Annotated in this window: 18 protein-coding genes; 12 read left to right on the top strand and 6 right to left on the bottom strand. The window is 47.0% G+C overall.

Features of this window, described 5'->3' with window-relative positions; genetic code table 11:
* Nucleotides 1–17: 17 nt before the first annotated feature.
* From AC5JBY_RS29360 to AC5JBY_RS29350, 3 genes are all read left to right on the top strand, one after another.
* Nucleotides 18–1,991 (top strand): sensor histidine kinase, encoded by a 1,974-nt coding sequence (locus AC5JBY_RS29360; protein ID WP_495908260.1) that lies wholly within the window; start codon nt 18–20, stop codon nt 1,989–1,991.
* Between the two features lie 19 nt (nt 1,992–2,010).
* Nucleotides 2,011–2,682, top strand: a complete 672-nt coding sequence (locus AC5JBY_RS29355) for a response regulator (RefSeq protein ID WP_495908259.1) — start codon at nt 2,011–2,013, stop codon at nt 2,680–2,682.
* 109 nt (nt 2,683–2,791) lie between these two features.
* On the top strand, nt 2,792–3,526 hold the full coding sequence (locus AC5JBY_RS29350) for a hypothetical protein (RefSeq protein ID WP_495908258.1): 735 nt from the start codon (nt 2,792–2,794) through the stop codon (nt 3,524–3,526).
* 8 nt (nt 3,527–3,534) lie between these two features.
* Here AC5JBY_RS29350 and AC5JBY_RS29345 read toward each other — a convergent pair whose 3' ends face one another.
* Complete coding sequence (locus AC5JBY_RS29345) at nt 3,535–4,008, bottom strand: SRPBCC domain-containing protein (protein WP_495908257.1); 474 nt, start codon at nt 4,006–4,008, stop codon at nt 3,535–3,537.
* Between the two features lie 239 nt (nt 4,009–4,247).
* Between AC5JBY_RS29345 and AC5JBY_RS29340 the strand changes: the two genes are divergently transcribed.
* The 7 genes from AC5JBY_RS29340 (at nt 4,248) to AC5JBY_RS29310 (ending at nt 12,503) form a co-directional block, all read left to right on the top strand.
* Entirely contained in the window at nt 4,248–6,479 is a 2,232-nt protein-coding gene (locus AC5JBY_RS29340; protein WP_495908256.1) for an ATP-binding protein, read from the top strand.
* A 45-nt stretch (nt 6,480–6,524) separates the two neighbouring features.
* Nucleotides 6,525–7,160, top strand: a complete 636-nt coding sequence (locus AC5JBY_RS29335) for a response regulator (protein ID WP_495908255.1) — start codon at nt 6,525–6,527, stop codon at nt 7,158–7,160.
* 89 nt (nt 7,161–7,249) lie between these two features.
* Nucleotides 7,250–8,485, top strand: a complete 1,236-nt coding sequence (locus AC5JBY_RS29330; protein WP_495908254.1) for a C39 family peptidase — start codon at nt 7,250–7,252, stop codon at nt 8,483–8,485.
* A 15-nt stretch (nt 8,486–8,500) separates the two neighbouring features.
* Nucleotides 8,501–9,316: a hypothetical protein gene (locus AC5JBY_RS29325; RefSeq protein ID WP_495908253.1), complete on the top strand. Its 816-nt coding sequence runs from the start codon at nt 8,501–8,503 to the stop codon at nt 9,314–9,316.
* 18 nt (nt 9,317–9,334) lie between these two features.
* Nucleotides 9,335–10,372, top strand: coding sequence for a hypothetical protein (locus AC5JBY_RS29320; protein ID WP_495908252.1), 1,038 nt, complete (start codon nt 9,335–9,337; stop codon nt 10,370–10,372).
* A gap of 19 nt (nt 10,373–10,391) precedes the next feature.
* A complete protein-coding gene (locus AC5JBY_RS29315; protein WP_495908251.1) occupies nt 10,392–11,411 on the top strand; it encodes a hypothetical protein in 1,020 nt (339 codons plus the stop codon).
* A 225-nt stretch (nt 11,412–11,636) separates the two neighbouring features.
* Complete coding sequence (locus tag AC5JBY_RS29310) at nt 11,637–12,503, top strand: restriction endonuclease (protein WP_495908250.1); 867 nt, start codon at nt 11,637–11,639, stop codon at nt 12,501–12,503.
* A 79-nt stretch (nt 12,504–12,582) separates the two neighbouring features.
* Here the strand turns inward: AC5JBY_RS29310 and AC5JBY_RS29305 are convergent, their stop codons facing one another.
* From AC5JBY_RS29305 to AC5JBY_RS29290, 4 genes are all read right to left on the bottom strand, one after another.
* Complete coding sequence (locus AC5JBY_RS29305; RefSeq protein ID WP_495908249.1) at nt 12,583–13,479, bottom strand: helix-turn-helix transcriptional regulator; 897 nt, start codon at nt 13,477–13,479, stop codon at nt 12,583–12,585.
* A gap of 40 nt (nt 13,480–13,519) precedes the next feature.
* Nucleotides 13,520–16,051, bottom strand: a complete 2,532-nt coding sequence (locus AC5JBY_RS29300) for a phosphocholine-specific phospholipase C (protein ID WP_495908248.1) — start codon at nt 16,049–16,051, stop codon at nt 13,520–13,522.
* A gap of 105 nt (nt 16,052–16,156) precedes the next feature.
* Entirely contained in the window at nt 16,157–16,387 is a 231-nt protein-coding gene (locus AC5JBY_RS29295) for a helix-turn-helix domain-containing protein (protein WP_495908247.1), read from the bottom strand.
* A gap of 25 nt (nt 16,388–16,412) precedes the next feature.
* On the bottom strand, nt 16,413–17,390 hold the full coding sequence (locus AC5JBY_RS29290; RefSeq protein WP_495908246.1) for a DUF2975 domain-containing protein: 978 nt from the start codon (nt 17,388–17,390) through the stop codon (nt 16,413–16,415).
* Between the two features lie 189 nt (nt 17,391–17,579).
* Between AC5JBY_RS29290 and AC5JBY_RS29285 the strand changes: the two genes are divergently transcribed.
* Both AC5JBY_RS29285 and AC5JBY_RS29280 read left to right on the top strand, forming a co-directional pair.
* Complete coding sequence (locus AC5JBY_RS29285) at nt 17,580–18,047, top strand: Lrp/AsnC family transcriptional regulator (protein WP_495908245.1); 468 nt, start codon at nt 17,580–17,582, stop codon at nt 18,045–18,047.
* 5 nt (nt 18,048–18,052) lie between these two features.
* On the top strand, nt 18,053–19,072 hold the full coding sequence (locus AC5JBY_RS29280; RefSeq protein WP_495908244.1) for an EamA family transporter: 1,020 nt from the start codon (nt 18,053–18,055) through the stop codon (nt 19,070–19,072).
* An 83-nt stretch (nt 19,073–19,155) separates the two neighbouring features.
* On the opposite strand, the gene AC5JBY_RS29275 is transcribed toward AC5JBY_RS29280, so the two are convergent.
* Complete coding sequence (locus AC5JBY_RS29275; RefSeq protein ID WP_495908243.1) at nt 19,156–21,291, bottom strand: hypothetical protein; 2,136 nt, start codon at nt 21,289–21,291, stop codon at nt 19,156–19,158.
* Nucleotides 21,292–21,603 lie beyond the last annotated feature (312 nt).

The following is a 21,603-nucleotide window of genomic DNA, read 5'->3' as shown; positions in this document are numbered from 1 at the left end:
AGTATATTTATTACCGCATGAACCGCTTTGTTTTATCTGTCATTGCCCCTATGCTTTGTGTATGTATGGCTACTGCACAAACGAAGACTATTGACAGTTTGCTGTCGATGATCTATAAGGCAAAGACTGAGCGGCAGGAGTTGGTAGCCATGATCAATCTGTGTGAAGAGTACCAGAGCCTGAACCGCGATACGTTGGATTATTATTCGTTCAAGGCGCTGGAATTATCGAAGAAGGTGGGTGATGAGAAACTGATCGATCTGGCGGCTATTGCGGTAGCGGATGATTACTACAGGTGGGGATGGGGCGACAGCGCGCTGGCGACTATTGCCCCGGTATTAAAGAATAACTCAGTTACGGTGCCTGCCGAAAGAGCTGTGTATTTCAAAGCAGCCCGACGGCAGGCATTGTATTTTTCCAGTAAAATGAAGCTGCCCGAGGCGCTGGATGTATTGTACAAGCTGGTGAACGAGGCAGAGCAATACAATGATACTATTGTCATTACCACCAACCTTAATACGATAGGCTCTATAGCGCTGCTGCGTGAGTCGCCGCAAGTGGCATTGGGATGGTTGAACAAGGCGAAAGGTTTTTTGACAAGCGATGCACGCTTTGATGCGGTGAGGGCCGCTATTTACGTCAACCTATCTGAAGGGTATTTCCTTGATAATCGATTGGATTCAGCCGTTTATTATATCGAAAGTGGCGTACGTCTTTTCAAAGCGCAACAAAACCTGATGAGTCTTGCACTGGCGTTACAACGGCAGTCGAGGATATTGCTTAAGAAAGGGGATTTGGCAGGCGCCGAGTCGGCGTTGAAAGATATGATCGAGGTGCGCAAGTCGACACATGATGGCGGCGTTTGGGTAGACGATAATATTTCCCTGATCGATTTTTATATTACTTCTCATCAATTGGATAAAGCGATTGAGTTTTGTAACACGATGTTGAGGCGGGGCGACTTGTATGAGGCAAAGCCGGAGAAAGGAGTACTCCTTACCAATAACCTCAGTATGCGCTTGCTTTACTACCAGCAACTGGCCAGGTGTTATAAGCTGAAAGGGGATGTGAACCTCTATCAGCAAACACTGGAGCAGATCATCCTGGCCAAGGATACTTTGGCAGAAGCACGTGAAGAGTTGGCTATTGCAGAAGTTCAAACCAAATATGAGGTGCAGAAGAAGGAGAATACTATCATGCAGCAAAACCTCACCATTGTGCAGAAGAATAACATGCTGCTGCTGTCACTTAGTATTGCGATTATTATTGCTGTTATTGTTTTCTTTCTGTTCAGGGATTATCGCAAAAAGCAAAAGCTGAAAGTGACCAAAGCCATTGAACATGAAAAGCTGCTGACGGTTCAGGCGATAGCAGATGCCGAAGAGAATGAACGCAAGCGGATAGCAGCCGATCTGCATGATAACCTGGGGGCTTATGCTGCTTCTATTGCTTCCAACCTCGATGTGCTGCAATCGGAACAACTGGGAACACAGCATGCCACCGCTTTGCAGGAGTTGAATAATAATTCGCAAACGATGGTGGCCCAGTTGAGCGATACCATTTGGGCCTTGAATAAAGATTCGCTTACCCTGACGGCCATCAGCGACCGGCTCAAGCTTTTCCTGAATCGTCTCCGGAAAAGCTATCCCGGCATCGAGATGGAAGTGGAGGAGCATATCGGTGATGATGTTGAATTGCCACCTACGCAGGCATTCCACCTCTTTCAGGTGATCCAGGAAGCGGTTACCAATGCGGTGAAGCATAGTGGAACTCAATTGCTGACCGTGCAGGTAACTGGTGGTGAGCAATGGGAGATAGCAGTCATAGATTATGGAAGAGGGATGAGCTCAACAGGGCATAATGGACATACTGTTTCCGGCAATGGCCTCCGGAATATGAAGGACCGGGCCGGTATTTCCGGCTGGCATATTAGCTGGGAAGGCGTGAATGGCGGCGGTACTGCCGTGGTGGTCCGTTCTATGGAAGATTAACTTATTAAAAAAGCGTGTTATGGAGTTTAAAGTAGCCCTGGTAGAAGACAATGCGGTGAACAGAAACACCTTTATGCAAAAGCTGAAGCTGTCGGGCAAGATGGAGCTGGTGTTCACTGCTTTCAACGGCAATGAATGCCTGGAGCAGTTGAAAGGATTGTCGCATACCGGTTTACCACAGGTGATATTCATGGACCTGGAAATGCCTGAATTGAATGGCATTGAAACGATTCGTATTGCAAAGTCGTTATATCCCACCATTCATTTTATCGTCCTCACAGTTTTTGACGACGATGCTAAATTATTTGAAGCGATCCGGGCGGGGGCGTCTGGTTATATGTTGAAACATGAGCCCGCTGCCATGCTGGAAAACGCCATCGTTGAAGTGTTGCAAACCGGAGGTGCTCCTATGAGCCCGGCCATTGCCCGCAAGGCGCTGCAATTGTTGAGTCGTACTCCGGAGCTGACGCAGGCGCCGGCTGCCAACAACGAAATCCTGGTAAATGTTACCGACCGGGAAAAGGAGATCCTTCAGTACATGGTAAATGGCTGGGATGCCAAGAGGATTGCCGTTGAAGCCGGGTTGAGTGTACTGACTGTCCGCAAGCACATTGCCAATATTTACGATAAGCTGCATGTCAATTCAAGGGCGCAGGTAATAAGTCTGGCCCATAAAAACAAGTGGGTTTGAGTATCTTTGCATCATGGGTATTGTCCGGCATATTATTTTTATTGCAGGCATAACAGTATTGCTCATTGTATGCATAATATACCCTTTTCTTCCCGGTAAATATGATCCTTTGGCTGTGCCGTTATCTACTATGGCGCAGGTGTTTGGAGTAGTTGGATTACCTCTTTCTTTGGTTGGCCTGCTATGGCTACTAATGCCCCGGTACAAGGTTGCTTTTGTCATTACTTATTTGGTGCTGGCAACGTTTGTTGCGTTGATCATTGCCCTGTTTGCGGCATTAAGCGTGGGAAATGCTTTTGGGATTCTTACTGTCGTAGTGTGGGTGTATGTACTTCTCTGGCAAATACCGAAATTGAAAAAGCTAAAGTCGACACACAGCCACCTGTTTAATTGTACACCCTGGTATCTGGTCACCTTGCCTGTACTCTCCTTGTTTTTTCAATTGGTGCTGGCAAAGCCAATGATGCAGTATAGCAAAAATCGCGCGATCGCCCATGCGGAAGCATTTATTGGTGACATTGGGCAGTATCATGCTCACCATGGACGTTATCCGCTGTCATTGCAGGCGCAAAACAAGGATTATTACCCTGGTGTGGCCGGTGTTGAAAAATACCATTATGCCTTGCAAGGTGATGGATATAACCTTTCTTTTGAACAGCCGCGCTTTCTGTTGGATCGTTTTGGCACCCGGGAGTGGATCGTGTATAACCCGCTCGATGAGCATAGGTCATACAGCCATGTTGCCTGGCTGCTGCCTGGCTTTGACACGTCGGCTCCCAATCAGGGCTGGTATGCCTCTGGCACAACAGACCACCCACATTGGAAATACTTTTGGTTTGATTAAATAGGTGCTCAGGAGGCTGCCGTAGCGCCTTGTTGCTCTACCAATGCCTTGATCTGTACCAAGATCGGGTTCCAGCCTTCGCCATTGTTCCACGCCTCATTGTATCTTCTCTCGCCTTCTGCTACTTTGGAGTAGTCGCCTTGTGTTACTGTCAACACGGTATGACCGTTTTCTGGTTTCAGGTCATAGGTGACGGTGAGGTAGTTTTCTGACACGTCGTCGATATTGGAGTGGGGATCGATGGTGGTATAGGCCAGAAATTTGCCGGGGTTGATCTCCAGGATAGTTCCTTTAACAAAAATCATTTCTTTTCCTTCGTATTCACCTTTCCACTCCAGGCTGCTGCCGGGTTTCCAGTCGGACACTGTTTCACAGCCAAACATGTACTTTTTGGTCTGTGCCGGATTTACCAGGGCATCCCATACGGTGGCGGCCGGAGCGTTGATGGTAATGGTGTTCTTTACAAATAATGGCTGGCTCATAATGTGTTGTTTTTAATGACTTATGCAAACGTAGGCAGTTTGCCATCAGCCGGATTGCATTTTACGGATTATTTATTGCAGAAGCAGGTATCACCGCTTTTCATAGTACACGTGGGAAAGAATTTGGTGAAATAGAAATTACAGTTAATTTTAATTCATGCGGCCATCACCCTAATATGGTATTTAAGGATGGGTGCGGGATGATACATTTGTTGACTGCTTAATTTCAAAATTAACCAATGCGTCGAGCGGCCATCTTACTGACTGTTTTCTTCTTTCTTTCCTGCCTTGAAATAGTGTGTCCGCTTCAGGCTCAGGTATATACAGTGAGGGATTCTGCTGCCATCTATAAATTGCTGGATGATGCCGACCAGGCCGACCTTTCCGGTAATCTCGATGCGGCACTTGGATTGGCCCGGCAGGCGCTTGCTATAAGTACAGAAAAGCGCATGAAAAGAGGGGAGGGTTTCGCCCTGCTCAAGATTGCGGACCTGGCGCTTAAGAAAGAAGGCGCCGGTAAAGTGCTCGATCAATTGCATGCTCCTTTGCAAATTGGTATGCAATTAAAGGATAGTTTCATGATTGGCCTTGCCTGCCAGCAGCAGGGACAGGTTTACCTCAATCAAACAAAATACCAGGACGCGGATAATAGTTACAACAAGGCTTTGCACTATTATACAGAACAGAAGCATCCCGATTACCGGGCTATGATCCTGAATGAAAAAGGGTTTATCAATGACCGGACGGGTGCTTATGACAAAGCTGCGGGCTTTTATCTCGAAGCTTTGCGGTTGTTGGAATCGTTGAACAATATCAAAGAGGCAGCCAATACAACCGGTAACCTTGCCGTTACCAACTTCCGGATGGGTAATAAGGAGGAAGCTATTCGTCTTTTCAAAAAGTCGGCCTCCATGCGGGCGCAGATAGGGGACGCCAAAGGGCTGAGCGCAACTTATGGTAACCTGGTTGTGGCATACACGCCTATTTCGCTGGATTCGGCGCTCCATTATCAGCAACTGGTATTGCAGTATGCCAACAAAACAGGGGTTAAAAGTAATATGGCGCAGGCCAATGCCAATACCGCCATGCTGCTTACAAAGCAGAAAAAATATACGGAAGCTATTTCCTTCCAGCAAAAGGCTATAGAACTCTACAGGGATGTTGGGGATCGCCTTAAGCTCGGCAATCAATATATCGGTATGGCCAACCTGGCCAATTTGATCAATGATTCCGTAAATGCTGAAAGCTGGTATGCGCAAGGCGCGGCAACCGCCAAAGAGCTTGGCAATAAACCTTTGCTCCAGAATTATTACACGCAGTATGCCGATTTCCATTTTAAGCGCAACAACTTTGAAAAGGCTTATCAACATACCCAGGCTGCCTATAATTATAAGGATAGCATCGTCAATGAAAAAACGGCCACCAACATTGCGGAGCTGCAAACAAAATATGAAACAGAGAAAAAGGACAATGCAATAGCGCGTCTTGAAACAGAACAGAAGATACGGCAACTGGAACTGGAAAAGCAGCAGGTAGTTATTGCAGGCAATAAGCTGGAGGCGCAAAAGAAAGAGACGCAGATCCAATTGTTGCAGCAGCAGCAGCAGTTGCGCGATGTTGCACTGGCAAAGCAGAAAGATGAGTTGGAAAGGCAGGTGCTGCTCAATAAGAACAACGAGCAACAGTTGTTGCTTTCGGTACAGCAATTGCAGATATCTGAAAACGAAAAGAAGCTCCGCCTGCGTCAGCTTGATCGGGAGCGGTTGCTGCGCAATGGTGTTATTGCCGGCACTTTGTTGCTTGCTTTATTGGGGGCGTTGCTGTTCAATCGTTATCAACTGCGCAAAAAGATACAGGAACAGGATAATCTATTACAGGTGCGTAACAGGATATCCAAAGACCTGCATGATGAAATAGGCAGTACGCTTACCAGTATCAACATCCTCAGTAATGTATCGCTCGCTGCGGTGGACGCCAATCCCGGGCAGACCAAACAAATGCTGGGCGATATTTCGCAGCAGAGTAAAACCGTGCAGCAGAACATGAGCGATATCGTTTGGGCCATCCGCCCGGACAATGACAGGGTGGAAAATCTGGCTGCCCGCATGCGGGAGTATGTAGGTCAGACCCTGGAGCCGCAGCAGATACAAACGCGCCTGGAGGTGAATGATGCTGCGCTGAACCAATACCTGCCTATGGAGCATCGCAAAGAGCTGTTGTTGATCTACAAAGAAGCTGTCAATAATATTGTCAAGCATGCGGGAGCTACTGCAGTAGCTCTGAAACTGGATGTGCAGGATGGTAACGTGGTGATGAGTATAAAAGATAATGGAATATGGAAAGGTTCGCCTTCTTCCAGCGGTACCGGCACTTACAGCATGCAGCAGCGGGCTGCCGGCCTGGGTGGAAAGGTGACTATTACAGGCAATGGCCATGGTACTGAGGTAAACCTCGTTCTGCCCCTACCATAAATATGGGATGGAGGGTGACCGGCCGTTGGTTAATTTTACGATCTGATGATCCGGACTATTTTATATGAGGATAATGAAAGTCTGCGCAACAGTCTTTCCTCCCTGTTGCAATGGCAAAGTGACATTGAACTGGTGGCTGCTATGCCCAATGCGGAGACGGTGCTGGTGGATATAGCTCAATGCCGGCCCGACGTGGTATTGATGGATATCGATATGCCCGTGGTAAACGGCATCGAGGCATTGAAGAAGATCAGGCAGCAACATGCCGATCTGCCTGTGATCATGCTCACCGTGTTTGAGGACAACGACAATATTTTCAATGCTATTTGCGCCGGAGCAAGCGGCTATCTGCTGAAGAAAAGCTTCGATCAGATAATACCTGCGCTGAAAGACGTACTCGCCGGTGGCGCACCCATGACCGGCTCGATCGCCAAAAAAGTATTGACGCTCTTCCCACGGCCTGCACAAACACAAATCGAAGAAGAAAAGCTGCTTTCTTCCCGGGAGCAGGAATTGCTGCAACTGCTTATAAAAGGTTACAGCTACAAGATGATTGCTGAAGAACTGAGCATAGCACTTGAAACTGTTCGCTCGCACATCAAAAAGATCTACCGCAAACTCCAGGTCAACAGCGCTACGGAAGCGATCTACAAAATCACCAACACGACTACCGGGCGTTAATGCCCTGCCATGATTATGGCATTGATAACGGTGTGAGGTATCTCTACTTTCACATCGTTAAAAGCATTGTTTACCATAATCATTAAGTCATGAAACTCTTCCAACATGGATTACAACTTACACTTGCTTTCTTTTTATCGATGCCTGCATGGGCTCAACAGAGTAATACGCCTGTCATCAAAGCCATCACCAAAACACCGGCCGGGGTGCTGGCGCAACCCCGTGATGTGACACTGCATAAACTGCAAACTGCTTTTTTTGTTCCTCCTTTCAAGAGCGGTGGTGATAAGGATTTCGGGGGCAATGGTCCGCAAATGCGTATCACGGCACAGTTAATGATCAGCTCCGACAGGCAGCAGATACTGGCGATGGTGACCATGAGCGCCAAAGAATCGAAAGACAACTGGACCATGGCCGAAGGCAGCAAGGTTATGCCTATATTTTACTGCAATCCCGGTCAAACTATCCAGGCGCTGGGCGCAGGAACGGGTTATACCAAAATGGATATCAGTGTTACAGATAATAATGGCCATGCCGACCAGTTTTTCCTTGCCAATGGACAGCCGGCTGTTACTGCTGCACAAAACTCTGCCTGGGAGCTCACGAACCCTCTCCCGCATAGTTCGGGCGTAGAAGTGGTACGTGTGGTAGGAGATGTCGATGGTGAAGAAGCAGGCAGCAGAACCGGTGTAGAGATATTCTTTGCTCCTGTTGCTATAAAGCTGTTGGGCAATCCTATCAATGAAATACAGCTGAACATTGCCAGTACCAGCCCTACCTGTGGTGTCAATACCTGCGGCTCCAGTGCCAGCTCAACAGTGATGACCTTTTATGGTTTTGCCAATACCTGCGAGCAAATGAAGGCAAAACTGGATGCTTCCCCTAATCTCATCAATACCATCCGTTCGGTTTCGGGCTATAATATTGGTATCGACCCCAATTCTATGCGCGACCGGATGAACGAGATCAATAACCGTTTCACAGCTGTGGAGGCCAGGCCCAATCAAATGCTTACGCATGTTGTTCAGGCGTTGAACAACCGGAAGCCTGTGATCATCCTAACCGGATGGGGATCGCGCACCATCCGGAACATTTATGCCAACAGCAGCGATCCCGTAAGCCTGAATCCCAATAGTGTTCTTCATTATCTGGTTATCGACGGCTTTAACAGACAGACCAATGTGTATTCTGTGATCGACAACGGCAGGCGCATCTATCTCAAAGGGGATTACATCAAACAGATCGTTTACTGGCGCCCGGAGAATGCTGTTATTGAAGGAGCTCTCTACTCCAACCAGGTGAAACCCGGCATGATCATTTATTAAATCAATTTATTAGTTATGAAGAAACTCTTATTGCTCCTTATTGGAGTGATCACGGCTACGCAATGGCTGACAGCGCAATCGCCCGACTCACGCATTTGTAATTGTTTTACCGGGGCTGTATCGCCTGACCTGATGCTTGGTACAAAAGCCATTTATGGTACAGTAGGTATTACATTAAGCCGTGATCTTGAATTAAAGCCCCGTCAGTTGGAGGCGGTGAAGTTCACGCTGCCGGTCGTTGCATCCAAAAGCAATTGCCGCACCTGGTATACATTGTACATCGCCGATGATCAAAACAAGAAGGTGTATGAATTGACAAGCGGCTCCAATGAAATGACCTACAGTTTTCCCGACTGTAACCGCACTTATTATGTGCGGCTGTTGGTCTTCAGCAAGTCGGCGGCAGGCGGGGATGGGAATTGCAGCCGAGCCATATCTATTAAGGTGACGCCACAATGTATAACTGCTACCTGCAATTGCTCGGTGGAAAAAGGATCGAAGGGTGGTGTTATGAGTGCTGATTTTACACTGGCCGGTAAAGTGCAAGCTGCTCCACCTGCTGCCGGTCAGCGGAAATATGTTGTTCGCTTCGACATTGTCAACAAGTCGAACTGCATACTTAATATTCAATCATTGACGGTGCACGGGCAAACTATCGAGGTGCCTCCATTCAATACGGCTCCGCGAGCGCAGACCAGGGGCATCTCTCTCGGTTTTTCCACGCCGGCTACTCAATCGCCACCGGCTGACTCCAAAGTGAGTGTGTTGGTCCGATATAGCTTAGGCGCCAGGAAATGTGCAGAAACTATCGAGCTTCCTTATTCCCAATAACTGATCAAACAAACTGATATGAATAAGCAATTGTTATGGCTTGCCATTATGATAGTGTTGACAGTGCCGGCATTTTCTCAAAAGCCGGACAATAAGCAACCTTCCAAAGCGATCATCAGTACGTCGCCTGTCAACAATGCTCAATTGAAAGAGGCATTAACACAGCCGGCAGAGCCCGAGTATTATCGACTTGAGTTCACCGCTTTGATCGTGGAGGCGCGGCAAAAGTTCAGGCTTGCCACGCAAAGGGCCTTTGTAAACATACTTTTTACTGATGGCTTTTATATTACCATACCCATCGATAATAACTCCGGTGGTAAACTGTATGGGGTGGGCCGGTGCTCAAGAAGGCTGGCCGATACGTCTATTGCCCGCATCGAATTGATCTATACCAACCAGCCCAACAGGGGCGGCAATTACGAATGGGAGGTATTCGATGTGATCATACGGGGTATGGCTATGAGCATCACCAGCCCGGGTAAGACGTTCATGTGGGAAACGAAGAATTATTTCAGTAACCTGCAGATATTACTACCGGGTCAGGTGGCTGAAAGTCTTGCACGGCGTTCCATGCGTTTATCGGATTATACGCTTAAAAATAGCTATGTCTCATCGCTGTGTCCGCAATTTATCATTGGCAAGGATGATATCAGGGATAACTATAGTGCATTCAATATGCTTATTACGCTTAAGTCCAATCCCGGTGTTTTTCTCAAAAGTCCTGTAGCACCGAGGCCGGATTACAGACAGAAGCTGAAAGGGGCGAACACTTTTTTCTGGCTTACGAATGAAGAGTTCTCCAGAGGTTTTCCTTTCGGGCAGGAATGGCGCGATAACAGCAACAACCGTATTGCTTTAGGTGTTCGGCTGGCCGATCTGGACAAAGTCTCCATGGAATATTTATTTGGTGATCATGGTCCTCTTGAAAATGACGACTGGGACCTCGAAGGCCTTTGCCTGAATGTGATTCAACAAGGTAATACCGGTTACCGGTATTATACGAACTGGAAGCTCAAAAAACGGATGGCCAGAACAACCCGTTTAGACATTTTATAATACTTGTAAACAAAAAAACATGAAGCGTATTATATTCTCATTGATTTTACTATTAGCTGGCAGCTTTGCTATGGCGCAGGAGCCGCCTGTGAAGAAGTCGAAAGTGGTAAAGGCGACCGAAAAAATAAACCAGCAAACACAAAAAGCAAATGAAGTCTCCAATGAGGTTGTGAATCAATCGCAACAGGCGGCTAATAACGTGAAGCAGGTGCTGAACAATGCCAAAACTGTTATCAGCATCTTTGAGCCTATCCTGCGTTTCCGGCTCAAAAAGAACCGGGCGACTGCGGATACAGATATCCCTGTTCAGTCTAACTCCGTAACCACCGAAGACCCAGCTGTAGCTGCGCCGCCAACACCTCCTTATGATGATCCGGCGGTGTATGCTACCCAAACCGATATTGCGCAAGGTGTGCCATTGGTTGCCGAAGGACCTGCGTACAATACCGATGGCACGGCCAACCTGGGTAGCCAGAACAACAAGAAGTTTGGTTGCTACATAGATGTGGCGCAGGGATTTGTAATGGATGAAGTAGATGCAGCCGGCAATGCCAGGTCGATAGACCTCATCTTTACTGCTACCAATGCTTTCAACGAGCAGGTGCCGATGTATGCTTTTCTTACACCGTCATACGTAAAGAATGATGCAGCTGCGTATAATTTCTTCAAGGGAACCAAATACAAGGACCGCAATATTCCTCCTGCCGAATGGGAGGAAGTGAATGAATCGGAAGTGGCCATGACCAGCCTTACCGGGCAGCAGTTTGAAAAGATTCAAAATAATAACCAGCTGATGGCGGTAGTAAAACAAGTAAAAGGCTTTGGGCAAAAAGTGGAAAGCCGTGTTAAGCTGGATGGAAAGGTGATTGCCGTTAAAACAGAAATGGGCGACCGTACTGCTTATGGCCTTATCTACATTATGAACCATTATGGGACTACCGGCGATAATGGCTATTTGAAGATCAAGATCAAAGTAACAGGTTTTGATCAGAATGGTGACGGTATTCCGGATGGAGCTGTGTATCAGAATATTCCCTGAGTCGGCGTATCAATAAACAGGATTTTCAGAGCTGTGCTTACCCATTTTAACATGCCTCTTCGGGCTTAGTAGCCTGAAGGGGCTTTTGTTGTAAAATGCAGGGCCCCGATTGCATACTATCTAAATAAAAACGTTTTTTGCTCATGTTGGTTGAATATCTATGTACTATTTTAGAGTTCGTTCTTGCTTATTTTATTAGCTTTAATATGGATTAAATTACTTCTTATGGCCTTAAGAGCATACATGACGGTTTCATTCGAATATTATCGTAGCGTTATACTGAGAAGTTTTTTAGCACCTGAATTAATAGCCTTTTATGAATTACATAGAAAGTTAGGGACTGATTTTAATTCGAACGAATTTGGTATTGAGTTTCGGCAAAGACTTCATCAAGCATTAGATACAGTTTTAGCCCAAGAATCTTCTTTGGCAAGTTCAATATTAAGTGCTTCTAAAATCATGGACAATTTCGTTTTTAGTCCTGTAAATGTTCATGAAGCGCAAACGATGCAGGATATATTGATAGCGTTTGATCATCCAGATGCAAATGTTGATTCTTCTATACAACTGAGTAAAGTTCTTCCTTCTTTTGCTCAACTCGAATATGATTTCTTGAATGGGGTAAGTAGTAGCCTTTTGGCTGAAGCTATTATTAAAGAAGCCGATAGAATCAAAAGAATAATATATGACATTTATAAGAACAACGATCAAATACATCAATTGGGATCACGGCAATTCGAAGAATTAATAGCTGAATTGCTTTTTAAACAAGGGTTTGAGGTTCAGTTGACAAAACAAACCCGTGACGGAGGGTATGATATTCTTGCTATTTATCATATGCCTTCACAAGCCCCACAAAAATGGTTAGTTGAATGCAAGAAATTCACTGAAAATAAAGTGGGTATAGAAGTAATCCGTAGTTTTAAAGAGGTTATTCAGGCTGAAAATGCCAATAGAGGTGTTATTGCTACGACTTCGTACTTCACAAAGGATGCATATAAAAAACAGCAGGAAGTTCCTTATTTACTTGATTTTCGGGATAAGGATGCTGTCATGAAATGGATATTTGAATATATTAGTCATTCTAAATAATGAGACTCTGCATTGGACTGAACTCTTGAATAGTGTAAGTTTATTTGGGGAGTCATTTTTGTTTCAAAAGAGAATCAGATTATGTCATATTTCTTGCTGCGGCCGGTGTAATGCCAAACTTCTTGCGGAAGGCATTGTTGAAATGCTGGGGTGTAGCAAAGCCCAGCTCGAAGGATATTTCAGCTGCTGTTTTACGGGTATCGCGTAGATAACGTTGTGCGAGGTGCAAGCGCTGATCGGCGAGGTAACCAAACACAGTATTGTTGAACACTTCTTTAAAGCCACGTTTAAGTTTATATTCGTTAAGCCCGACCATGCGGGCTATCTGCGACAGGTTGGGTGGGTCCTGCACCCGGTCATTGATAATGTCTCTTACTGCGATCAGCTTTTCTTTGTCAGAGGGGCTTTTGATGAACTGCTCCTGGCGGGTGTGCTCATAAGCTTCTGCGCATAGTACCAACAGCTCAATACTTTTGGATAACAGAAACAGCTTCTTCATCTCCTCATTGTATCTGCAATGGATGATCTGCTGTAATACCTGCTGGATAGGGGAGTCGATAGCGCCCCATTGCTCCGAAAGCATCACATTCCTGCCGCTGAGGATGTCTTCCGCAAATCGTTTCAGGGAGTCGTTGGCATGTTGGGTGAATTGAATAAACAAGGCCGAGGGAAACTGTACGCCAAAGGTTTCCAATACCAGTGTTTTGTTGAACACTGTAATGTCGAATTCCTTTGAGTACATGATATTGTGGTGGCCGCCAATGAGGTCGTAGGTCTTGTCGAGTTGCTTGTAGGTGAAAGCATAGTTGCCCTTCATGCCAAAGTGCAGGCGTACTACATCGGCCTTGCCGCTGCCTGTAAAGGTGGTAAACTCTTTAAAGGTGGATACGCCATGCCCTAATATGATATCGTCCACTTTCCAGGTAACGCTGGTGCGGGTGCCGTATTCGTTGGTAACAGTGTTCCTTTCTTCCATGCCGGCTGTAAAAATACTGGCTTACCGCCGGTATTCCAACCTATTTGATCATGCCGCCCATGAAGGGGTCGGTTTTGCTGGGTACACCTGTTTCTATACGGCCGGCATACCTTTTACTGAAAGAGGAATGTCCTTTTACGGTAATGGTGAAATCGTACCAGCCATAGCTTTTGGTAGTGTCTATAATAGTGCCATTTTCCTGGCGTGACTGAACGATCACTGTTTTTTGCGGCTGCTTATAAGCGTTGTCGGTAATAATAACTGTTTGTGGAGTAGTTTCTCCGTTGGCAAGCGTAAGGATGAGCTTATTGGACAGGCGTGCAGATGAGTTGTCAACCGGCTCGTACCTGGTACGTGCGAACACCATGGGTTCTTTACTGCTGCCGATAAACTCACGGAAGAAACCATTAGGACCGTATACCTGCAGGTGATAGATGCTATTCTCAAAGTCCTGTATCTTCCAGTTATCAGTTACTGCTTTACCGGCTGCTGCCGTATAATCCCACACACGTACCTTTTCTCCTTTGTAAATGCCAGGAGCATACACCTGGAAGGGGGCTCCTGCGGTTGCTTCCTTAAAAGCATCGTCTTCGGCTTTCATCACAATACCGAACGACTCTCTATCCTTGCTCATCAACCCTTCTGCATATAATTCATAAGGTAGGGCATTGGCATTACGGATACCCTTTTCCTGTGCCGTCATAAAGGAGGCTGGCAGGGGTTGGGCATTAACCTGTGCTATTTCTTTTTTGGTGAGCTTGCGGTAATTGGAGGGCAGTTTTTTGAACTGCGCTTTGTGAATGCCTTCGATAAAGGTATTGCGTTCTACAGGAGTAGGTATGGCAATCTTTTCGCCGTTGTATGGCCTGAATGTGGAGGTCAGGTCGCCACACACTGCGCGGCGCCAGGTGCTGATGTTGGGCTCCGCTACGGGGCGGCCCAGTTTATGGGATAAGAACTTCTCGAGCATTTGCAGGGAAGAGGTGTGATCAAACACCTGTGAGTTGACCCAGCCACCGCGGCTCCAGGGGGAGGCAATGACCAGCGGTACGCGGTAGCCTAAGCCGATAGGGCTTTCCCGCATATCTTTTGCATTAGACGATTGCTGGCTGGCTGTGACATATTCTACACCTGTGTTTATTCCTTCAGACACAGTGCCTGTTTCTTTTTTGTAGGGATGGGGTGCTACAAAAGGAGGCACGTGGTCGAAGTAACCATCGTTCTCGTCATAGGTGAGCACGAGGATCGTCTTCTTCCATACTTCGGGGTTCTTCGTCAATATGTCCATCACCTCACTGAGGTACCAGGCGCCATACCAGGCAGCGCCCGGGTGGTCGGAGAAGTTCTCCGGCGCTACGATCCAGGATACCGTAGGAAGTTTGCCGGTGTTTACATCTTCACGGAATTGGTGCAGGATATCGCCTTTGGGCAGTTTAACGGTGCGCTCTATATCACCATCCTTGTATGTCAGTGTATCCAGTTTATGGTAATCAGGGTCTTTGCGATTGGTAGAAAATGCTTTGTCGTGCAGGTTCTTTTCGCGTTGAGATAGCTGGTCGTACTTTTCCCGGGTGTATATTTTCTGGTCTTCTTCTACGGTGGCCAGTTGTTTTTTCAGCCAATCAAGTCTTTTGCTCACCCTTTCTGCATCCGGCGATCCAACGGTCAGGGTCTTCATCTGTTGTTCCTGCCGGGCGATTTCGTCAGCCAACTGCTTAACTGCTTTGGGCAGGTTGGCAATGTATTCTGCAGAGAGTTTCACATTGTATTGGGAGAAGAACTCGAGCGGGTTATCCGTGAAGTTGGAGAGCCAGGCATCTTCTTCGCCTTCAAAGCCTACGCCTACGCTGATCTCGTTCTGGTATACCTTCCAGGCTACGCCCAGGTCTTCCAGGCGTTCGGGGAAAGTGGTCCAGTTGACCCAGTTGCCATAATCGGCATCGCCGTTCCATACGCGGGCCATTACATTTTCGTGGGCTTTCTCGCGGATGGTGCCCGACCAGAAATATAGGCGGTTGGGCGTAGTGCCGGTGAGGGAAGAACAGAAGTTCTGGTCACACACGGTGAAGGCATCGGCCAGGGCATAATAAAAGGGAATGTCTTCCCGGTTATGATAGCCCATGGTGAGCGGCATTTCTTTATAGGCTTTATTGCCGGATGCTTTGGCCTGCAGCCAGCGATCGTATTTACCGTTGTTGCGGGCGTCTACCTGGTTGCTCCAGGAGTGGGGCAGGGAGTTCATCCAGGTGGCTTTGGTGTTCCTGATATCGAGGTGAAAGGGTGCGTAGGTTTCACCGGCTGCATTGGTTTGCAACCATACTTTATTGTTATCCGGGAGGGTGATGGCGCGGGGATCATTGAAGCCACGTACACCCTGCAGGGTGCCGTAGGTATGGTCGAAAGAGCGATTCTCCTGCATCAGGAATACTACATGTTCTGCATCGAGCCAGGTGCTGCCGGCGGCAGGATTGATGGCCATGGCTTTTGCAATGGATGCGGGTAGAACCTGTGCCAGTCCGGCTCCGCCAGACAATATCGATGCTTTCTTTAAAAATGATCTCCTGGTCTCCATAATGTGGGGTAACTATAAGTTTCTAAAAGGGCTAAAAATATGGGATAGCCACTAAATACGTTTGTACAAGTTAAGATTTAAAAGGAAGGTAACACTGGGCAAACGTTAGCCCATGAGTTTTTTATAGTCTTTGGGGTTTAGGTATTCCAGTATGTCGCCGGGCTGGCATTCCAGCACTTTGCATATTTCTTCGAGGGTGGAAAAGCGAATGGCTTTGGCTTTTCCGCTTTTCAATATACTCAGGTTGGCGATGGTAATATCTACTTTTTCACTTAACTCGGTCAGTGACATTTTCCTTTTGGCCAACATGACATCCAGGTTCACAACTATAGGCATGGTATACCGGAGTTTAATGGGGAATTTAGATGGTCAGGTCTTGTTCATCCTGTAAAGAAAGTCCTTTCTTAAATGCTTTGGCAACAGCGAGGATGATAAGTCCTCCGATCAACACCTTTTGGTAATCCGCCAATGTTGTCCAGGGCGTCAGCTTTACATCAGCCGTGATGTACCGGTGAAAGATCCACTTTAGCAGATATTGTATAAAAACGATAATAAAAGGGGGCAATAGCCAGCACCAGGCTGATAGATACAGTTGACGTACGTTTTTCCGAGTAAAGATCTCTCCTTGTGAAATGCGGATCAGCACTTTGGCAGGGAGTCCAATGCAAATGTACAGAAACACCAGGCCGAGCAACAGGGTAAGTATCATTGCAGCCTGTGAGCATGTATTATACGTTTTTATACTGATGGGAATTAATACTGCGCCTTTATCTTCTGTTTCAGGAGCCTCTGTGTCATAAGCAAAACGAAAACGAAGCTTTTTATATTCGTAATGTCCTTCCCTTGCAGGTTCTCCATTCCTAAGTTTGTAAACTGAATCCCATACAGGATACTCTAAATAATATTCACCTTTTCGAACAAGAAACCTGCTATCATTATCCTTTAATGAATAGCCAGGCAATAGAAGGTAGCACCTTTCTGATTCCCTGGGGTTACTGAAATCTGCCAGTGTTGTGCAGTCATAGCATTCTGAAAATTTTCTAAAATCGATCAAGGAGGGTTGGCCGCTGCCTCTCATGCCGCGATCAATCATGTTCAACTGTGTTTTGAGGCTTTTCTCATCTTGTTCGATTTCCCTGTATTGATCGTAGGTGAGATGGCTTGTGTCTCTCCAGTTGAGCGTTTCTACAGAATCTTCAGTTTCACTTAATACTATCGATGATTGATAGTCTACCTCATTGACCATAGGGAAATGCGGAAAAAAATTGACTAAAAAAAGTATCATGGGGCCGACTATCAGTACAATATTGGCGAAGTCGAACTTTATTTTCCGGAGCATAAGAAAGGCTTTAGGATGCCCAAAATAATAAATATTTATTGATAAACGATAAATAATTGTTGTAAATCGTTTGTATGGGGATATTGGCTATCAGGAATGGAGAATATAATTCTGTTAATAAATGAAAAAACAGAACTTTATTCAGAATTATATTCTGAATAGTTGTAAGTTTACAGAAATATATTCTGTATGACTATTGAACTGGATGACATTGACCTTCGTATTCTCGAGCTGATGCAGGCCAATGCCCGTCTTTCCAATGCGGACCTGGCACGGGAACTGTCGATGGCGCCCTCGGCAGTACTGGAGCGCGTAAAAAAGCTGGAGCAGAAGAAAGTGATCCTACAATATAATACAGCTATAAATCCAGCTGCCTTGAATCAGAAGCTGCTGGCGTTCATTTTCATTAAAACAAAGGAAATTGGTTCAGACTCAGCTATAGCCGCTCAGTTGTCCAAGGTCCCTGAAGTACAGGAAGTGCACATCGTTGCCGGTGAAGATTGCTTCCTGGTGAAGGTACGTACGGAGGATTCCGCTTCTCTGATGGCCATGATGCGCAAATCCATCAAGCGGATCCCCAATGTATTATCAACGAAAACGACGATTGTACTTGAAACCGTGAAAGAGCAACAACAATTGGTCATTCCAAAAACTTAGCCTTTATGTCATTAGCCGAAAAACAAAAACAAGCTTCTCCCTTAATGATCATCATAGCGTTTGCTACGGTGTACATTGTATGGGGTTCCACTTATTTCTTCATTGCCAAAGCGGTGGCTCACATACCGCCTTTCATCCTTGGCGCCATTCGTTTTATTGCTGCAGGTATATTATTGCTGCTGTGGTGTGCCATCAGAAAAGAAAAACTATTCGACCCTGCTCAGATAAAAGTTGCCGCCATTACCGGGGTATTACTGTTATTTGTTGGAACAGGGGCGGTGATCTATGTTGAGACAGCTTTGCCCAGCTCACTGGTGGGGGTTCTGATCGCCTCGCAGGCCATCTGGCTGGTGCTTTGGGACAAGGACAACTGGAAAACCAACCTCACCAATCGTAATACGGTGTTGGGATTGCTGATAGGGCTTGCCGGGGTAGTGCTGCTGTTCCTTGAAAGTATCAATAGTATCTCTTTACAGGCAGGTACGTTTGGTTTTATCATCAGCTTTATCATCCTGTTTATTGGCATGCAAAGCTGGTCTGGTGGTTCCATCTATTCCAAGAAACACTCAAAGGGTTCTTCAACCGTCAACTCTGCCTGGCAAATGCTGGCAGCGGGGCTGGTATTTATCCCTGCAAGCTTCATTAATAAGGAATGGGCAGGTTTCCAATGGCAGGCGGTTCCTGCTGAGTCATGGTTGTCGGCCCTGTACCTCGTTATCATGGGTTCGCTGGCCGGTTATAGCGCCTATGTGTGGCTGTTGAGCGTGCGGCCTGTGGCACAGGTAGGTACGCACGTATATGTCAATCCGGTGGTTGCCGTATTGCTCGGTGTGTTGTTTGCCGGCGAAAGCATGAGCGGGCTGCAGGTGGTGGGCCTGGCTGTTATTTTAACGAGTGTACTGCTGATCAATTTATCTAAATATCGTAAGCAAAAAGATGTTTCTGAGACAGTTAGTTCAACGCCATCTACTGGTAAAGTGACTGTCGCCGGCGCTGGCAAGCCAGCCATTAGCGCCGATTGTTAGGGGTTATAGCCATGAAAGAAGATCACCCGGCCATGGCAGTTTTACCTGCCATCCGCCGGGTGATGTGTTTTCAAGTGGTTGTTTTAAGGTGTCCTCAGACAGAATCCTTGTATATCATTGTTATGAAGTCCTATGCCATGGGAATTATAGATCGTCCTGTCCCAGGCATCGATCCGCACGTTGTAACCGCATTTGGGTACGCCTGCTGTGTGGATCACGAAAGTGCCCGTTTTGCCTGTAGCTGGTAACGTGCCGCCGGAATAGCTGAGGCTATTGACGCCAGTGCCATCTACATCAACTACTGCTCCTTTATTTGGCGTTACAGAGATGGAGAAAGAGCCTGCATGATCGTCGAGCATGGAATAAGTGCCGCTGATGTCGGTGCCGGAATTGAAGTCGGCGCAATCGCCGCCGCCGGTAACGATATGTATCGATACATCCGGTGCTTTGTCGTCGATCAGCAAGGTCACAGAACCATTGGGATCGTCGTATATGGTAATGCCATCCCGGGCCTGTATGCGGATAACGTGTTTGCCCGGTACATAGGCGCCATAACGACCCAGTAAGCCGCCTACGATATTGATGGAAGCGGTTTCAAGGTAAGGAATCCATCCATCGCTATCGGGGTCGAGTGCATGGTCGGTAAATGTGCCGCCGCTGTTGGCAGTAGTGATGATCTGCTGATCCAGCAGTGGTCTTTCTGTTTCGCCGGGTCGTGTTATCAGGAAGCGGTATTCCATGCCAGGTACTGCATAGAAAATGTGACCTATCAATTCAATAATGCCATAGAACGGACTATTGAGGGCGCCGCCGAGTGAGCCGGCTGAACCAGTGGTGGCCAGTCCGGTGCCATCGTTGATGTCGACTACAACCATACCACCCGCTTTTTCCAATACTATGCTGGTCAGTCCGGAAGTAACACCTTTGGGCAACGGCTTCACTTCCACGTTGCATTCTTCCCAGTCGCCCCAGGGCGCCACGAATTCCGGATCGTTGGGTGCAGGTACGAGGTTGTAGGAGAGGATACCTTTTACTTTGGCCTTACCTACCTGGCACCATTGTTTGCGGTGGGCATCGAGCTTGATACCAAGCGATACATTGTACCAGAGGCCACCGGCAGGATTATCGGGTATATCGTGTACAGCAGTAGATTGGGTGCCCATGTATTCCCATCCGGTGCCAAAGTCCATATAGAAGGCTACATACTCTCTGCCGCCATTGCTACAGAGGTCGCCATTGTACCCTGATTTTCTTTTGATCTGTATGGAAGCGTGCAAGGTGTCCATATCACGGTTAAGGCTGACGCAATGCAATTCTTCATAATCGGTGTTGAACTTTGACTTTGCATATACGTCAAATATTTCCACGAGATTGAAGTTGGGCAGGAGGGTGGAGATAATGCTGTTGTTGTGGAGCGTAGCATTATTCAGGGACAGTTCATGGATGGCTTTGAGCGCGATGCGTGCTTCCTGTACTTCTGCGCCATATGCTTTTTTGAGGTCGGCGGCTGATGTGGTAAGCTCTGCCAGTGGTTTTACGAACTTGACTTTCTCCTTTAGGTCGGGCAGGAACTGCTTTTCAAATTCAGGCTTGTAAAACTCCGGCGCCAGTTTGAAATTGGGATACTTGTCGAGTGAGCTGAGAATATAGCACCAGATGCTGTTGCTGGGCTGTATCTGTATGAAGGCTTCGTGTACATCGCCCCATACGAAGGGGAAGTCGGGATCGCCGGCCGTGGGAACGATGTTCCAGGAAAGGATAGCGCGTACTTTGGGCAGTACGGCCTTGCTGCGGCAGCAGCTGACTTTGTCGGGGCTCAGGTTGATCTCTACGTGATAGCACAGGTCATCTGTAAATGAGTGATCATATACGCCCAATTCTGCCAGCCCTTCATCGGTCCAGGTACCGTTGTTGTCATAATCGACAAAGAAGCGTACGTATTCGCGGCTACCGCCGATGCACGGTGTGCCTCCGTAGCCGCCGGATTGCTTGACTTTGATCACGGCGCCCAGGCGGGCTGTTTCTGGTTTGTAGTCGATACATTCCAGTTCTTCATAATACTGTTTACTGCTGCCAAGGTCCAGAACGGGTTCAAACTTTTTGGCGATCACTTTATCGGTAAGTGTGCCAAAGTAATTGGGGTTTTGCAGGAGGAGCAGCGGTGTTTGTTTACGCAACTGTACCAGCTTTTCGTGGTCAATCGTTGACTTGTTTGCCATGTTGGTTATGTTTTTAGTGTGACAAAGACATACCTGGCCTTGTGTACCCGATTGCGGCAGGAGAATAGCGCACACAGGGATGCTAAATAACCGGAACCTTTAAGTGAGGGAAAGGGGCAGGAGAATCCGTTGGCAGGGAGGAAACGAAAAACCCGGTATTAAAGTAGTCGTTGATTGGCAGGAAAAGGAAACAGTGTGAAATGTTTTTTTTAGCCGTGGCTTTTTGCTACTTTCACTTCGTTAAATAACAAACCCCAACTGACTGGCCGATTCAGGCGCTTCTGATGAGAAAGATTCACCGCTTTGTTTCCC

The organism is Paraflavitalea sp., from assembly GCF_059502485.1.
The sequence above is the reverse complement of the archived record's forward strand: the minus strand, read 5'-3'. Positions and strand labels throughout refer to the sequence as shown.

What these genes read in the sequence shown, in the direction of transcription:
- AC5JBY_RS29360 (WP_495908260.1), top strand. Translation starts at nt 18, where the DNA reads ATGAACCGCTTTGTTTTATCTGTCATTGCCCCTATGCTTTGTGTATGT.
- AC5JBY_RS29355 (WP_495908259.1), top strand. Translation starts at nt 2,011, where the DNA reads ATGGAGTTTAAAGTAGCCCTGGTAGAAGACAATGCGGTGAACAGAAAC.
- AC5JBY_RS29345 (WP_495908257.1), bottom strand. Translation starts at nt 4,008, where the DNA reads ATGAGCCAGCCATTATTTGTAAAGAACACCATTACCATCAACGCTCCG.
- AC5JBY_RS29340 (WP_495908256.1), top strand. Translation starts at nt 4,248, where the DNA reads ATGCGTCGAGCGGCCATCTTACTGACTGTTTTCTTCTTTCTTTCCTGC.
- AC5JBY_RS29335 (WP_495908255.1), top strand. Translation starts at nt 6,525, where the DNA reads ATGATCCGGACTATTTTATATGAGGATAATGAAAGTCTGCGCAACAGT.
- AC5JBY_RS29330 (WP_495908254.1), top strand. Translation starts at nt 7,250, where the DNA reads ATGAAACTCTTCCAACATGGATTACAACTTACACTTGCTTTCTTTTTA.
- AC5JBY_RS29325 (WP_495908253.1), top strand. Translation starts at nt 8,501, where the DNA reads ATGAAGAAACTCTTATTGCTCCTTATTGGAGTGATCACGGCTACGCAA.
- AC5JBY_RS29320 (WP_495908252.1), top strand. Translation starts at nt 9,335, where the DNA reads ATGAATAAGCAATTGTTATGGCTTGCCATTATGATAGTGTTGACAGTG.
- AC5JBY_RS29315 (WP_495908251.1), top strand. Translation starts at nt 10,392, where the DNA reads ATGAAGCGTATTATATTCTCATTGATTTTACTATTAGCTGGCAGCTTT.
- AC5JBY_RS29310 (WP_495908250.1), top strand. Translation starts at nt 11,637, where the DNA reads ATGGCCTTAAGAGCATACATGACGGTTTCATTCGAATATTATCGTAGC.
- AC5JBY_RS29305 (WP_495908249.1), bottom strand. Translation starts at nt 13,479, where the DNA reads ATGGAAGAAAGGAACACTGTTACCAACGAATACGGCACCCGCACCAGC.
- AC5JBY_RS29300 (WP_495908248.1), bottom strand. Translation starts at nt 16,051, where the DNA reads ATGGAGACCAGGAGATCATTTTTAAAGAAAGCATCGATATTGTCTGGC.
- AC5JBY_RS29295 (WP_495908247.1), bottom strand. Translation starts at nt 16,387, where the DNA reads ATGCCTATAGTTGTGAACCTGGATGTCATGTTGGCCAAAAGGAAAATG.
- AC5JBY_RS29290 (WP_495908246.1), bottom strand. Translation starts at nt 17,390, where the DNA reads ATGCTCCGGAAAATAAAGTTCGACTTCGCCAATATTGTACTGATAGTC.
- AC5JBY_RS29285 (WP_495908245.1), top strand. Translation starts at nt 17,580, where the DNA reads ATGACTATTGAACTGGATGACATTGACCTTCGTATTCTCGAGCTGATG.
- AC5JBY_RS29280 (WP_495908244.1), top strand. Translation starts at nt 18,053, where the DNA reads ATGTCATTAGCCGAAAAACAAAAACAAGCTTCTCCCTTAATGATCATC.
- AC5JBY_RS29275 (WP_495908243.1), bottom strand. Translation starts at nt 21,291, where the DNA reads ATGGCAAACAAGTCAACGATTGACCACGAAAAGCTGGTACAGTTGCGT.